At 63.6% G+C, this 14,093-nt stretch carries 12 protein-coding genes; all 12 read right to left on the minus strand.

Going from position 1 to position 14,093, the window contains the following annotated elements; translation table 11 throughout:
* Positions 1-25 precede the first annotated feature (25 nt).
* The 12 genes from ftsA to ftsL are packed head-to-tail and all read right to left on the minus strand — an operon-like array spanning position 26 to position 14,092.
* Positions 26-1,273: a cell division protein FtsA gene (gene ftsA / locus PSEST_RS15815; RefSeq protein WP_041756745.1), complete on the minus strand. Its 1,248-nt coding sequence runs from the start codon at positions 1,271-1,273 to the stop codon at positions 26-28.
* 12 nt (positions 1,274-1,285) lie between these two features.
* Positions 1,286-2,143, minus strand: coding sequence for a cell division protein FtsQ/DivIB (locus tag PSEST_RS15820; RefSeq protein WP_015277980.1), 858 nt, complete (start codon positions 2,141-2,143; stop codon positions 1,286-1,288).
* A 2-nt stretch (positions 2,144-2,145) separates the two neighbouring features.
* Entirely contained in the window at positions 2,146-3,090 is a 945-nt protein-coding gene (locus PSEST_RS15825; RefSeq protein WP_015277981.1) for a D-alanine--D-alanine ligase, read from the minus strand.
* Positions 3,087-4,544 (minus strand): UDP-N-acetylmuramate--L-alanine ligase, encoded by a 1,458-nt coding sequence (gene murC / locus PSEST_RS15830; protein WP_015277982.1) that lies wholly within the window; start codon positions 4,542-4,544, stop codon positions 3,087-3,089. The genes PSEST_RS15825 and murC overlap by 4 nt, the downstream gene beginning before the upstream one ends.
* Positions 4,537-5,607, minus strand: coding sequence for an undecaprenyldiphospho-muramoylpentapeptide beta-N-acetylglucosaminyltransferase (gene murG / locus PSEST_RS15835; RefSeq protein WP_015277983.1), 1,071 nt, complete (start codon positions 5,605-5,607; stop codon positions 4,537-4,539). The genes murC and murG overlap by 8 nt, the downstream gene beginning before the upstream one ends.
* The gene (gene ftsW, locus PSEST_RS15840) at positions 5,597-6,820 is read right to left on the minus strand and encodes a putative lipid II flippase FtsW (protein WP_015277984.1); all 1,224 of its coding nucleotides are present in this window, start codon (positions 6,818-6,820) and stop codon (positions 5,597-5,599) included. Before ftsW ends, murG begins: the two co-directional genes overlap by 11 nt.
* Positions 6,820-8,163 carry a UDP-N-acetylmuramoyl-L-alanine--D-glutamate ligase gene (murD, locus tag PSEST_RS15845; RefSeq protein ID WP_015277985.1) on the minus strand — a complete coding sequence of 448 codons (1,344 nt, stop codon included), beginning with the start codon at positions 8,161-8,163 and terminating at the stop codon, positions 6,820-6,822. Before murD ends, ftsW begins: the two co-directional genes overlap by 1 nt.
* A 6-nt stretch (positions 8,164-8,169) precedes the next feature.
* Positions 8,170-9,252, minus strand: a complete 1,083-nt coding sequence (mraY, locus tag PSEST_RS15850) for a phospho-N-acetylmuramoyl-pentapeptide-transferase (protein ID WP_015277986.1) — start codon at positions 9,250-9,252, stop codon at positions 8,170-8,172.
* Complete coding sequence (locus PSEST_RS15855; protein WP_015277987.1) at positions 9,252-10,628, minus strand: UDP-N-acetylmuramoyl-tripeptide--D-alanyl-D-alanine ligase; 1,377 nt, start codon at positions 10,626-10,628, stop codon at positions 9,252-9,254. The genes mraY and PSEST_RS15855 overlap by 1 nt, the downstream gene beginning before the upstream one ends.
* Positions 10,621-12,084 carry a UDP-N-acetylmuramoyl-L-alanyl-D-glutamate--2,6-diaminopimelate ligase gene (locus tag PSEST_RS15860; RefSeq protein ID WP_015277988.1) on the minus strand — a complete coding sequence of 488 codons (1,464 nt, stop codon included), beginning with the start codon at positions 12,082-12,084 and terminating at the stop codon, positions 10,621-10,623. Before PSEST_RS15860 ends, PSEST_RS15855 begins: the two co-directional genes overlap by 8 nt.
* Positions 12,084-13,811: a peptidoglycan D,D-transpeptidase FtsI family protein gene (locus tag PSEST_RS15865; RefSeq protein WP_041756747.1), complete on the minus strand. Its 1,728-nt coding sequence runs from the start codon at positions 13,809-13,811 to the stop codon at positions 12,084-12,086. The genes PSEST_RS15860 and PSEST_RS15865 overlap by 1 nt, the downstream gene beginning before the upstream one ends.
* Positions 13,811-14,092, minus strand: coding sequence for a cell division protein FtsL (ftsL, locus tag PSEST_RS15870; protein WP_375708257.1), 282 nt, complete (start codon positions 14,090-14,092; stop codon positions 13,811-13,813). Before ftsL ends, PSEST_RS15865 begins: the two co-directional genes overlap by 1 nt.
* Between the last annotated feature and the right edge of the window lies 1 nt (position 14,093).

Here is a 14,093-nt window from a genome sequence, read left to right on the forward strand (position 1 = left end):
TAGTTTTGGTTTTACAGCGCACTGCTTAAAAATTGCCCTGAATCCAGCCTTTGAGCCGATCCAGAACAGATGTCTTTGATTCTTCGGCGAAACTGCCGATACCGGGTACGGGAATGCCGTCGGCCTGCTTGTGCAGTCCGTACAACAGCAGGCCCACGCCGGTCGAATAGATTGGGTTACGTACTACGTCGCTCAGTCCCTTGACGCTGTGCGGCACGCCAAGGCGCACCGGCATGTGAAAGATTTCCTCGGCCAGGTCGACGGCTCCTTCCATCTTCGCTGTACCGCCGGTGAGAACGATCCCGGCCGGGACCAGATCCTCATAACCGCTGCGCCGCAGTTCGGCCTGGATCAGGGTGAAGAGCTCGTCATAACGTGGCTCAACGACCTCTGCCAGAGCCTGCCGCGAGAGTTCGCGCGGCGGGCGATCGCCTACGCTGGGGACCTTGATGGTCTCGCCCGCGCCGGCCAGCTTGGCAAGCGCGCAAGCATAGCGAATCTTGATCTCCTCGGCATACTGGGTCGGGGTACGCAGAGCCATGGCGATGTCATTGGTGACCTGGTCGCCAGCAATCGGGATGACCGCCGTGTGGCGGATCGCGCCTTCGGTGAAGATGCAGATATCGGTGGTGCCACCGCCGATATCCACCAGGCAGACGCCCAGCTCTTTCTCGTCATCGGTCAGCACGGCATGCGCCGAAGCCAACTGTTCGAGAATGATGTCGTCGACCTCGAGGCCGCAGCGACGCACGCACTTCTCGACATTCTGCGCGGCGTTCACCGCACAGGTGACCACGTGGACTTTGGCTTCCAGACGCACGCCGGACATGCCCAGGGGCTCACGTACGCCTTCCTGATTGTCGATCACATAATCCTGCGGCAGGGTGTGCAGCACACGCTGGTCGGCGGGGATTGCCACGGCCTGGGCGGCATCGAGGACGCGTTCCAGGTCGGCGCTGCTGACCTCGCGATCACGGATCGCCACGATGCCGTGGGAGTTCAGACTGCGGATATGGTTACCGGCCAGACCGACAAAGGCCGAATGGATACGGCAGCCAGCCATCAGCTGGGCTTCTTCGATAGCGCGCTGGATCGACTGAACGGTGGACTCGATATTGACCACTACGCCCTTCTTCAAACCGCGTGAAGGATGGGTACCGATACCCACGATCTCCAGCTCGCCGTCCGCGGTCACTTCACCCACCAGTGCCACTACCTTGGAGGTGCCAATGTCCAGGCCGACGATCATCTTGCCGCTTTGCACGCTCGACATGTGTTTCATTCCTCAATTCCTCGCAGCGACGGTCGTATCCGTCGCAGTCGGGACCGGCTCATGCCAGGCGACGGCCAGGCCGTTCGCGTAGCGCAGATCGATCCGTGCGATTTTCTCGCTTTCCTGCTCCAGTGCCTTTTGATAGATGGCAGTGAAACGACGCATTTTTTCTACAACCTGGTCCCTGCCCAACAGCAACTCGATGCCCTGGTTGGTGGTCAGAAACCAGCTCCCGCGCTCACGCAACTCGAGACGGGAGATGGAGAACCCCAGCGGACGCAGCATCTGGCTGAGCATCTGGTACTGCTGCATGACCCGCTGCTGGGCCCGCTTCGGACCATATAAATGTGGCAAGTGTTCATATCGGCTCAGGTCATCCGGCGAGAAAGCCTGTCCTTTATTGTTAAGCAATGCTTCACCGCCCCAACGGGCGATCGGCAATTGCTCATCCAGACGCACCATCACCTGGTCCGGCCAGACGCGGCGAACTTCGACATGAGCGATCCATGGCATCTGTTCGAGTTGGTGACGCATGCCGTTCAGATCAACCTTGAAGAAGCTCTGCTCGACGAAAGGCGCGATGCGCTGCTGGACCGCCTCACGACTGACATAGCCCAGCTCGCCCTGCACGCTGACCTTGGCGATCGGCCGATCGGCGTAGGGCAGCAGGCGCTCACCCAGCTCGTACAAACCGACCGCCAGCCCGACCAGCAGCACCGGCCAGACGAAACGCTTAAGCCCGGCGAAGTTCAGCTTTGGCAGGCGCTGCGACAGCGGCTGCGGTTGCACCAGGCGGCTCGCACCCCGTTGCGCGGGCTTGCGTGAAGCGCGGCCGCTAGCGGGTTGCGAATGGCGCAGCGTGGCGATCATGGCTAGCTCCCCGCCTCGAGGCTGTCATCGAGAATGCTCAGAACCAGCTGCTGGAAATCCAGCCCAGCAGCGCGTGCCGCCATCGGCACCAGGCTGTGATCGGTCATGCCGGGCACGGTATTCACTTCCAGCAGCCAGAAATTTCCGGCGGCGTCCTGCATGACATCGACCCGCGCCCAACCGCGGATACCGACCGCCTCACAGGCGCGGGCCGAGAGAGCCTTGAGCTCGTCTTCACGCGCGGCGTCCAGGCCGCAGGGAATCCGGTATTGGGTATCGGACGCGAGGTACTTGGCGTCGTAGTCGTAGAAGCTGTGCGGTGTGCCCAGGCCAATCGGCGGCAGCACCTGGCCATGCAACACGGCCACGGTGAACTCCGGGCCCTGGATCCACTGCTCGACCAGCACTTGCGAGTCGTAGCTACTGGCAGCACGCCACGCGTCAATCAGTTCGGCGAGTGCACCAACCTTGGCCATGCCAATGCTCGAGCCTTCATGCGCCGGCTTGACGATCAGTGGAAAGCCGAGCGTTTCGGCCGCAGCCCGGCAATCGCCCTCGCTAGCCAGCACGGCATGTTGCGGCGTTGGCAGGCCAAGGCTCTGCCAGACCTGTTTGGTGCGCAGCTTGTCCATGGCCAGCGCCGAGGCCAGGATGCCGCTGCCGGTGTAGGGAATGCCCGCGCACTCCAGCAGTCCCTGCATGCTGCCGTCCTCACCGCCACGGCCGTGCAGGACGATGAAGGCACGATCGATCGGTTCGTTGCTCAGGCGCTGCAGCAGATCGTCACCCGCATCGATGCCAAAGGCGTCCACACCTGCTTCCTGCAAGGCGGCAAGCACTGCGGCGCCGGATTTCAGGGAGACTTCGCGTTCGGCGCTCTTGCCGCCGAAGAGTACGGCGACGCGGCCGAACGTTTTCGGATCACGAATCGAATGCAGGGCGCTCATTGGGGTTTCCTCGTGGAGCCATCGCCACCGAACAGCGGGCTTCTCAGCAGTTGCGGCGCCAGTCCGCCGATATCGCCGGCGCCCTGGCAGAGCAGGATGTCGCCAGCGCGCAGCAGCGGCTTGACCAGCGGCGCCAGGTCGACGCCACGCTCGACATAGATCGGATCGAGCTGCCCGCGCTGGCGGATGCTGTGGCACAGCTGGCGGCTGTCGGCGCCGGGAATCGGGTCTTCACCGGCCGGGTAGACCTCCATCAGCAGCAGCACGTTGGATTCGCCCAGTACCTGCACGAAATCGTCGTAGAGGTCACGAGTACGGCTGTAACGATGAGGCTGGTAGACCATCACCAGGCGCCGCTCCGGCCAGCCGCCACGTACGGCCTTGATCACCGCAGCCACCTCACGCGGATGGTGGCCGTAGTCGTCGACCAGCATCACGCTGCCATTCTCGACCGGCAGGTCACCATAGACCTGAAAGCGACGGCCGACGCCAGCGAACTCGGCCAGGCCCTGGATGATGGCCTCGTCGTCGATGCCTTCGTCGGTGGCAATGGCGATCGTCGCCAGGGCGTTGAGCACGTTGTGATTGCCAGGCATGTGCACCGACACGTCCAGCGGCTCGCAGCCGTCGCGCAGCACGGTGAAGTAGGTACGCATGCCTTCCTGGCGAACGTTGATGGCGCGCACGTCCGCATCTTCGCTGAAACCGTAGGTAGTGGTGGGCCGGCCGATCTGCGGAATGATCTCGCGCACCACCGGATCGTCGACACAAAGCACGGCCAGCCCGTAGAACGGCAGGTTGTGCAGGAACTCGACGAAGGTCTTCTTCAGCTTGCCGAAGTCGCCGCCATAGGTGCTCATATGGTCGGCGTCGATGTTGGTCACCACCGCCACCATCGGCTGCAGGTGGAGGAAGCTGGCATCGCTCTCGTCCGCCTCGGCGATAAGGTAACGGCTGCTACCCAGCTGGGCGTTGGTCCCGGCCGCGGTCAGGCGACCGCCGATGACGAAGGTTGGATCAAGCCCGCCGGCAGCAAATACCGAAGCCAGCAGGCTGGTAGTGGTGGTCTTGCCATGAGTGCCGGCAACGGCAATGCCGTGGCGATAGCGCATCAGCTCGGCCAGCATCTCCGCGCGCGGTACGACCGGGATGCGCTGCTCGAGCGCCAGGGCGACTTCCGGGTTGGCCGAGTTGACGGCGCTGGACACTACCAGCACGTCAGCGCCAGCGACATTACCGGCCTGATGGCCGATGAAGATCTGCGCCCCGAAACTCTGCAGGCGGTCGGTACTGGCAGATTCCTTGAGATCGGAACCGGAAACCTCGTAGCCGAGATTGAGCAACACCTCGGCGATGCCGCACATGCCAACCCCGCCGATACCGACGAAGTGGATGCGGCGAATGCGGCGCATGCGGCGTACTTCCGCTTTCACCGCGGCGGGAGACTTAGCCATGGGCCACCTCCAGGCAGATTTCGACCACGCTGCGGGTGGCGTCGGGCCGGGCCAGGCGGCGCGCAGTGGCCCCCATGGCCTTGAGTTTTTCCGGCTGCATCATTACCTCGGTCAGCTGAGCGGCGAGCGCGGCCGCATCAGTCTTGGCTTGTGGCAGAAGAACGGCAGCGCCCTCCTTCGCCAGATATTCGGCATTGCGTGTCTGGTGATCGTCGATCGCGTGGGGCAACGGCACCAGGAACGACGGCAGGCCAGCGGCGGCCAGCTCGCAGACGGTGAGCGCACCGGCACGGCAGATCACCAGATCGGCCCAGGCATAGGCGCGCGCCATATCCTTGATGAAAGGTGCGACCTCGGCCTCGACCGCAGCTTCTGCGTAGCGCTGCGTAGTCAGCTCGGCGTGCTGCTTCCCGGCCTGATGGAACACTTCCGGACGCAGCTCCACCGGCAGTTGGGCCAACGCGGCAGGCAACAGCTTGTTCAACGGTTCGGCACCCAGGCTGCCGCCCAGCACCAACAGACGGGGCCGGCGACCAATAAGGGTGTCGCGAGGGGTTTCCAGAAAAAGCTCTTCACGTACAGGATTGCCGGTGGTGCGGCGCTTGGCGCTGGCCTTGAAGGTATCCGGAAAGGCTTCGCAGACACGACTCGCCAGCGGCACCAGGCTGCGGTTGGCGGTGCCGGCCACCGCGTTCTGCTCGTGAATCACCAGTGGCACACCGGCCAGCTTGGCCGCCAGACCACCCGGACCGGTGACGTAGCCGCCCAGCCCCAGCACGCACACCGGACGCAGCTCGCGAATAATGCGGCGAGCCTGGAACAGCGAGCGGACCAGCTGCAGCGGTGCCTTGATCAGCGAGGCGAGGTTCTTGCCGCGCAAGCCGCTGATCTGAATCAGATGCAGTGGCAGCCCCGCGGCCGGGACCAGCTCGTTTTCGATGCCGCGTGGGGTGCCGAGCCAATGCACGGAATAGCCACGCGCCTGGAACTCGCGCGCGCAGGCCAGTGCCGGGAAGACGTGACCACCGGTGCCGCCCGCCATGATCAGCACATTAGCGGCCATGAGCGACCTCCTTGCTCGGCGGCTCGGCAAAATCCGCTTCATCGAACTCGGTGTCCTCGCTGCCGAGCACGGTGCGACTCTCCCACTCGATACGCAGCAGCAGCGCCATGCTGGCGCAGGTCACCACCAGCGAACTACCGCCGTAGCTGAGGAATGGCAGCGTCAGGCCCTTGGTCGGTAGCAGGCCGACATTCACCCCGACATTGATGAGGAACTGACCGAGCCAGAGGAACGCCAGGCCCCAGGCGACATAGGCGGCGAAGAACTGTCGGGCCTTCTCTGCCCAGAGGCCGATGTAGAGGGCTCGCACGCCGACGAAGGCAAACAGGGCGATGGTCGCCAGCGCACCGACCATGCCCAGCTCCTCGGCCAGCACCGAGAAGACGAAGTCGGTATGCGCTTCCGGCAGGTAGAACTGCTTCTGCACGCTGTTACCGAGGCCGACGCCGAACCACTCGCCACGCCCGAAGGCGATCAGCGCCTGGGTCAGCTGGTAGCCGGCACCGTACTGATCGGCCCAGGGGTCAGTGAAGGTGATCAGACGCTGCAGGCGATACTCCTGGGTCTGCACCAGCACTACCACCGCTCCGACCGCGGCGATCACCAGCAGGCTGAAGCGGATCATGCCTACGCCACCAAGAAACAGCATGGCCACTGCAGCGCCCATCATCACCACCGTGGCGCCGAAGTCCGGCTCCATCAGTAGCAGGAACGCCATCGGCAGCAGCACCAGGAACGGCTTGGCGAAGCCCCACAGGCTCTCGCGAACTTCCTCCTGGCGACGCACCAGATATCCGGCCAGGTAGATCACCACGAAAACCTTGGCCAGTTCTGACGGTTGCACGTTGAATGCACCGAAACCGATCCAGCGCATGGAGCCGTTCACCTCGCGGCCGATCCCTGGCAGCAGCACCAGGATCAACAGCCCGAATGCCGCCAGCAACAGCATCCAGTCCAGCCGCTGCCAGACCGAAAGCGGCACGAGCAACATCGCGGCAGCGGCACCGAGGCCGAGCAGCACATAGATCAGGTGACGAATCATGTGGTACAGCGGACTGCCGGAATTGACCGCGGCGACCTCGGAGGAAGCCGAGGTGATCATCACCAGCCCCAGACCGAGCAACGCCAGGCAACCGGCAAGCATGGGGAAGTCCAGATCCACGCCACGGCGGCCAAACAAGGGTGAAGGTGCGTTGCGCAGGAAGGCGAGCATCAGCTGAGCGCCTCCACCGCAGCGGCAAACAAACGGCCGCGCTCTTCGAAATTCTTGAACATGTCCAGGCTGGCACAAGCCGGCGAGAGCAGTACCGCATCGCCCGCCTCGGCGCAGTCGGCGGCACGCCGCACCGCTTCTTCCAGACTGGCCACATGCAGTAGCGTCGTCGCATCGTCCAGCGTGTCGGCCAGACGCTGCGCGTCGCGGCCGAGCAACACCACGGCACGGCAGTAACGTGCGACCGGTGCGCGCAATCCTGAGAAATCCGCACCCTTGCCGTCGCCACCGGCAATCAGCACCAGCTTGCCGTCGATATCGGCGCCCAGGCCTTCGATCGCGGCCAGCGCCGCGCCGACATTGGTCGCCTTGGAATCGTCGTAGTAGCTGACGTCGCCACGCTGTCCCACCCATTGGCAGCGGTGCGGCAACCCGGTGAACCGACGCAGGGTTTCGAGCATTGGCGCGAACGGCAGACCAACCGCATGCCCCAGCGCCAGCGCGGCCAGCGCGTTGGATTGATTGTGCGCGCCACGCATCTTCAGTTCGCGAACCGGCATCAGCGCTTCGAACTGGAATGCCAGGTACTTTTCGCCCTTCTCTTCGAACAGTCCGAAGCCCTTGAAATCAGGCTTGCCAAGGCCGAACGTCCAGGTAGGCACTTCGTCGCCTATCAGTGGACGGCTAAGGCGATCGTCGCGATTGACCACCACCTGCCGAGCGCCGCGGAAGATCCGATGCTTGGCCTGATGGTAAGCCGGCAGCCCGCTGTAGCGATCCATGTGGTCTTCGCTGATATTCAGGCAGGTCGCCACCTCAGCGTTGAGCTGCCCGGTGGTTTCCAACTGGAAGCTGGACAGTTCCAGGACATAGAGTTCGACATCATCAGCAAGCAGGTCGAGTGCCGGTGTACCGAGGTTACCGCCGACCGCCACCTTGCGGCCGGCCGCTGCGGCCATCTCGCCGACCAGCGTGGTCACAGTGCTCTTGGCATTGGAACCGGTGATCGCAATGATCGGGGCTTTGGCTTCGCGGGCGAACAGTTCGATATCGCCTGACAGCTTGACGCCGCGGGCGGCCGCTTCCTGCAGTGCCGGAGTGCTGACCGCGAGCCCCGGGCTCACCAGCAACTCGCTGGCAGCGCAGAGGAACTCTACATCCAGCTCGCCACAGCGCACCTGCACGTCCGGGTATTCGGCCTTGAGCGTCGCCAGTTCCGGTGGGTTCGCACGAGTATCGGCAACGGCAAACGGCAGGCCGCGGCGCGCCAGATGGCGTACCAGGGACATGCCGCTCTTGCCGAGGCCGACAACGATGCGGAACTGGTCGGAAGCGATGAGCACTCTTGATTACCTCAACTTCAGGGTGGCGAGGCCAACGAGCACCAGAATCACGGTAATGATCCAGAAGCGCACGATTACCCGAGGTTCGGGCCAGCCTTTGAGTTCGAAATGGTGATGGATCGGCGCCATGCGGAACACACGCTTGCCGGTCAGCTTGAAGCTGGCGACCTGGATCATCACCGACAGGGTTTCCATCACGAACACACCGCCCATGATGAACAGCACCACTTCCTGGCGAACGATCACCGCAATGGTGCCCAACGCGGCGCCCAGCGCCAGTGCGCCGACATCGCCCATGAAAACCTGTGCCGGATAGGTGTTGAACCAGAGGAAGCCAAGGCCGGCACCGATCAGCGCGCCGCAGAACACGATCAGTTCGCCAGCGCCCGGGATATACGGGATCAACAGGTACTCGGCGAAATTCACGTTGCCGGACAGATAGCAGAAGATGCCCAGGCCGCCGCCGACCATCACCGTCGGCATGATCGCCAGACCATCCAGTCCGTCGGTGAGATTGACCGCATTGCTCGAACCGACGATGACGAAATAGGTCAGCACCACGAAGCCGATTCCCAGCGGGATCTCGATATTCTTCAGCAGCGGCAGGATCAGCGTGGTTTCGACCGGGGTCTGCGCGGTCATATAAAGGAAGACGGCGGCGCCAAGACCGAACACCGACTGCCAGAAGTACTTCCAGCGACTAGGCAGCCCGCGGGAATTCTTCTCGATCACCTTGCGGTAGTCATCGACCCAGCCGATGGCACCGAACAGCAAGGTCACCGCCAGCACGACCCACACGTAGCGGTTGGACAGGTCGGCCCATAGCAACGTACTGATGCCGATGGCGCTGAGGATCAGCGCGCCGCCCATGGTTGGCGTGCCGGATTTCGACAGGTGAGACTGTGGCCCATCGGTACGCACCGACTGCCCGATCTGGCGCAGCTGCAGCGTGCGGATCAGCCAGGGGCCCATCCACAGCGACAGCACGAGCGCAGTGAGTACGCCGAGAATTCCACGCAGCGACAGGTACTGGAAGACCGCGAAGCCCTTGTGGAACTGTTGCAGATACTCGGCGAGCAGCAGCAGCATCAGTGTTTCTCCATGGATGGCCCGGCGAGCGCATCGACGACTTTGTCCATCGCCGCGCTACGCGAGCCCTTGATCAGAATGGTGGTGCCGCTGCCCTGTTCGGCACGCAGGCTGTCGATGAGGCTGGCCTGGTCGGCAAAATGCCGCGCCCCGGGACCGAACGCCTGAACCGCATGAGCCATCAGCGGCCCTACCGCATAGAGGGTGTCGACCTTGCCTACCGCGTACGCGCCTACTTCGCGATGGCCCTGTTCAGCCCACTCGCCCAGCTCGCCCATGTCACCCAATACCAGGATGGTGCGCCCGGCGAAGCTGGCCAGCACGTCGATCGCGGCGCAGATTGATGCCGGATTGGCGTTGTAGCTGTCGTCGATCAGACGCACGCCATTGGCCAGCATCTGCGCCACAGCGCGGCCCTTTACCGGCTGCAGCTGCTGCAACCCGGCAACCACGGCATCGGCGTCGACACCCAGCGCATAAGCCGCCGCGGCTGCCGCCAAGGCGTTGGCGACGTTGTGCCGGCCGAGCAGATTGAGCTGGATGCGAAGATTGCCCAGCGGGCCAGTCAGCACGAAGCTCGGGCAACCGCGCTGATCGTAGGCGATCGAACCGGCGGAGAAATCGGCAAGCGGGTTGTCCAGACCAAACGAAACGATGCGCTTGCCGGCGACACGCTCGGCCCAGATCGGGTAGGCCTTGTCATCACGATTCAGCACGGCAATGCCGCTTTCACTCAAACCGTCGAGAATCTCGCCTTTGGCTTCGACGATCTTGTGCGGGCCACCGAACTCACCGACATGGGCGCTCCCGGCGTTGGTGATCAGACTGACATCCGGACGCACCAGCTTCACGGTGTAGGCGATGTCACCTGGCCGCGACGCGCCGAGTTCGATAACCGCAGCACGGTGCTCGTCGCACAGCTCGAGCAGCGTCAGTGGCGCGCCCAGATCGTTATTGAGATTGCCGCGAGTCGCCAGCACGGCGTTCTGTCCGTACGCGCTACGCAGAATGCTGGCGAGCATTTCCTTGACGCTGGTCTTGCCGCTGGAGCCGGTGATCGCGGCAACCGGCCCGTTGAAGGCGTTGCGATTGCTGGCACCCAGCAGTCCGAGCGCCAGACGGGTATCGGCGACGACCAACTGAGGCAGCGTTGAGGTCTCGATTTCACGCTCGACGAGCGCAGCGACGGCACCTTTTGCAGCGACATCTGCCAGATAGGCGTGTCCATCGAAACGGGGCCCGGTCAATGCGATGAACAGCTGGCCCGGCTCGATCGCCCGGCTATCGGTACTGACCGCTGCGAAGCTGACATCCGCCCCAACCAGGCGGCCAGACAACGGCTGCTGCAGCTCGCTCAGGCGCATCGCGTCAAGCATTGGGTTTCTCCCAGATGGAAAGTGCCTTGCAGGCTTCTTCTATGTCGGAGAACGGCAGGCGCTCGCCGCGGATCTCCTGATAGTCCTCATGGCCTTTGCCAGCGAGAACCACGACATCCTCGGCGTGGGCTGTCGCTATCAGGCCGGCAATCGCCTGAGCGCGGCCATGAGCGAACGTCGCCGCCGCAGGATTGACGAAACCTGACCGGATATCCTCGACAATGCGTTCCGGCGCCTCGTTGCGCGGATTGTCATCGGTAACCACGATGCCATCGGCCAGCCGCTCGGCCACCTCGGCCATCAGTGGCCGCTTGCCGGTGTCACGGTCGCCACCACAACCGAACAGGCAGAGCAGCCGGCCACGCGCATGCGGACGCAGCGCAGTCAGGACTTTTTCAAGGGCATCGGGCGTATGCGCATAGTCGACGACGATCAGCGGATGGTCGCCGCCGCCGAGGCGCTGCATGCGTCCAGCAGGGCCCTCCAGCTCTGGCAGCACCGCGAGGATTTCATCCAGCGCATAGTCCATCCCGAGCAGAGCCCCAACGGCAGCCAGCACATTGCTCACATTGAAGCGCCCCAGCAACGGGCTGCGCATGGAGCGCTCGCCCTGCGGCGTGATCAGACGCGCATGGATGCCGTCGTCATCGAGCCGGGCCTCGGCGCAGTAGAGGTACGCCGAGGGGTCCTCCAGGCTGTAGGTAATCAGCCGCGACTCGCGATCTTCGCCGGCCAGCGCACGACCGAAGCCATCGTCGAGATTGATGACCCGGCAGCGCAGGCCGGGCACGTTGAACAGGCGCGCCTTGGCGGCCCCGTAGGCCTCCATGGTGCCGTGGTAATCGAGGTGATCACGCGACAGGTTGGTGAACACGGCGACATCGAAATCCAGTGCAGCGACGCGCCCCTGATCCAAACCATGGGACGACACCTCCATCGCCACCGCACGCGCGCCTTCCTGCTTCAGGTTGGCCAATGTCGCCTGCACGCCGATCGCGTCCGGAGTGGTATGTCGTCCCAACTCCAGCTGACCATGGAAGCCGGTGCCCAGCGTACCGATGATGCCGCAGGGCTCACCGAGACGGTCGAGCGCCTGGGCGATCAGCTGACTGACGCTGGTCTTGCCGTTGGTCCCGGTGACGCCGACCAGGCGCATGTTGCGGCTCGGCTCGCCGTAAAAGCGTCCGGCAATTGCCGACAGCTGGCTGGCCAGATGCTGCACGGGCACCATCACAGCCTCGCCGACCAAGGGCTGAACGAGGCCTTCCGCCTCATATGCAACCGCAGCAGCACCGCGAGCGATGGCATCCTGCGCGTGATCTCGGCCGTCGAACTGCAAGCCCGGTACCGCCAGGAACAGATCGCCGCCGCGGACCTTGCGACTGTCGAGCGTGAGTTCGCGGATCAGCACATCGCTGCCAGCCTGAGGCAGCAGGTGATTCAATGGCATCGGCATCAGATGCGCCCTCCCTTGCCTTTTGCCGCTTCGGCAGTCTGCAGCTCGGCAGGCGGCGGCAGATTGTCCGGTGCAACGTTCATCAGCCGCAGGGCACGGGCCATGACCTTGCCGAATACCGGCGCCGCAACCAGACCGCCGTAGTACTGACCCTTGCTTGGCTCATCCACGACGACCACCGCGGCGATCCGCGGATTGGAAAGCGGCGCAACCCCAGCAAAGAACGAGCGATAGGCGTCCTTGGTATAGCCGCCGGTGCCGGAGATCTTCTTCGCGGTACCGCTCTTGCCGCCTACCTGATAGCCAGGCACCTTGGCACGCGCGCCACCGCCACCTTCCTCTTCGACGACGGCGCGCAGCATCTGCAGAACAATGCCGGAAATGTGCTTGTCGATGACCTGCACACCATCCTGAGCCCGATCCAGGCGCAATAGAGAAAGCGGCACATTGGAGCCCTGGTTACCCAGCACCGCATAGGCATGGGCGAGCTGAACAGCCGTCACCGACAAGCCATAGCCATAGGCCAACGATGCGGTCTCGGCGTCTCGCCATTTGCGGTGATTGGGCAGGTTGCCCACCCGCTCGCCTGGGAAGCCGAGCCCGGTATCCTGGCCGAAACCAGCCTGCTGCATCACGGCATATACAGGCTCGGCGCCGATATCCAGGGCGATCTTGCTGATACCCACGTTGCTCGACTTCATCAGGATGCCGGTCAACGAAAGCATGCCGCCGCGGGAAACGTCGCGGATGGTGTAACGGCCAATGCGCATCCAGCCGGGTAGCGTGTTGACGACTGAATCCGGCTGATATTTGCCAGTGCCCAGCGCGGCGGCAATGCTGAACGGCTTGACCGTCGAGCCCGGCTCGAAGACGTCGATCATGGCGCGATTGCGCATGGCAGCCGGCTGCAAGTTGCGACGATTGTTCGGGTTGTAGGTGGGCTGGTTGGCCATGGCGAGGATTTCGCCGGTCTTGACGTCGACCATCACCAGGCTGGCGGCCTTGGCTCCGTACTCATGTACGACATTGCGCAGCTCGCTATGCGCGAGGTACTGCAGTCGAAGGTCGATCGACAACGCCATGGCCTTGCCCGCCTTGGCGTTCTTCGTTACCTGGACATCCTTGATCAGGCGTCCGCGGCGGTCCTTGAGCACCTGACGCTTGCCCGGCACGCCAGCAAGCCACTCGTCATAGGCGAGCTCCATGCCTTCGCGCCCACGATCATCGATGTCGGTGAAGCCCACTACATGCGCGGCCACTTCGCCAGCCGGATAGAAACGACGGAACTCTTCCTGGGCATAAACCCCCGGGATCTTCAGGTCGAGTATGTCCTGCCCCTGCTCAGGGGTCAGGCCGCGTACCAGATAGATGAACTCACGGGACGCCTGCGCCTGCAGACGCTCGCTAAGAGTCGCGGCATCCTGCCCCAGCGCCTTGGCCAGCTCGGGCCAGCGCGCGCGTGCCGCCTGCAGCTCTTTCGGATTACCCCAGAGCGTTGTCACCGGCGTGCTCACCGCAAGAGGCTCGCCGTTACGGTCGGTGATCAGGCCACGGTGCGCCGGAATCGGGATATGCCGAACGCTGCGCGCATCCCCCTGCCCCTTGAGGAAGCCTTGGTCCATCACCTGAAGGTCCACGATACGCCAGGAGATCGCCCCCACGAGCAGCGCCAGCAGCGTCAGTACGATGCGAAAACGCCATGGATAGAGCGCGCCCTGAAGATTCATCATGGCTTCACCAGCCTGACGTCTGCAGCCGCGGGGATATGCATGCGCAGCTGCTCGGTCGCCAGCGTTTCGATGCGGCTGTGAGCCGTCCAGGTGCTCTGCTCGAGGATCAAGCGCCCCCACTCTGCCTGCGCCTTGTCTCGCACGCTGAGCTCACCGTAAAGCTCGTTGAGCAGCTGGCGATTCCAATGCGCACAGTAAGCGACAGCAATCGCCGACAGCAAAACGCCAACGAACAGCACCAGCATCAGCAGGCTGCCGTTGGGCATGGATCGCAACATA

It is taken from the genome of Stutzerimonas stutzeri RCH2, assembly GCF_000327065.1.
GTDB lineage: Bacteria > Pseudomonadota > Gammaproteobacteria > Pseudomonadales > Pseudomonadaceae > Stutzerimonas > Stutzerimonas stutzeri_AE.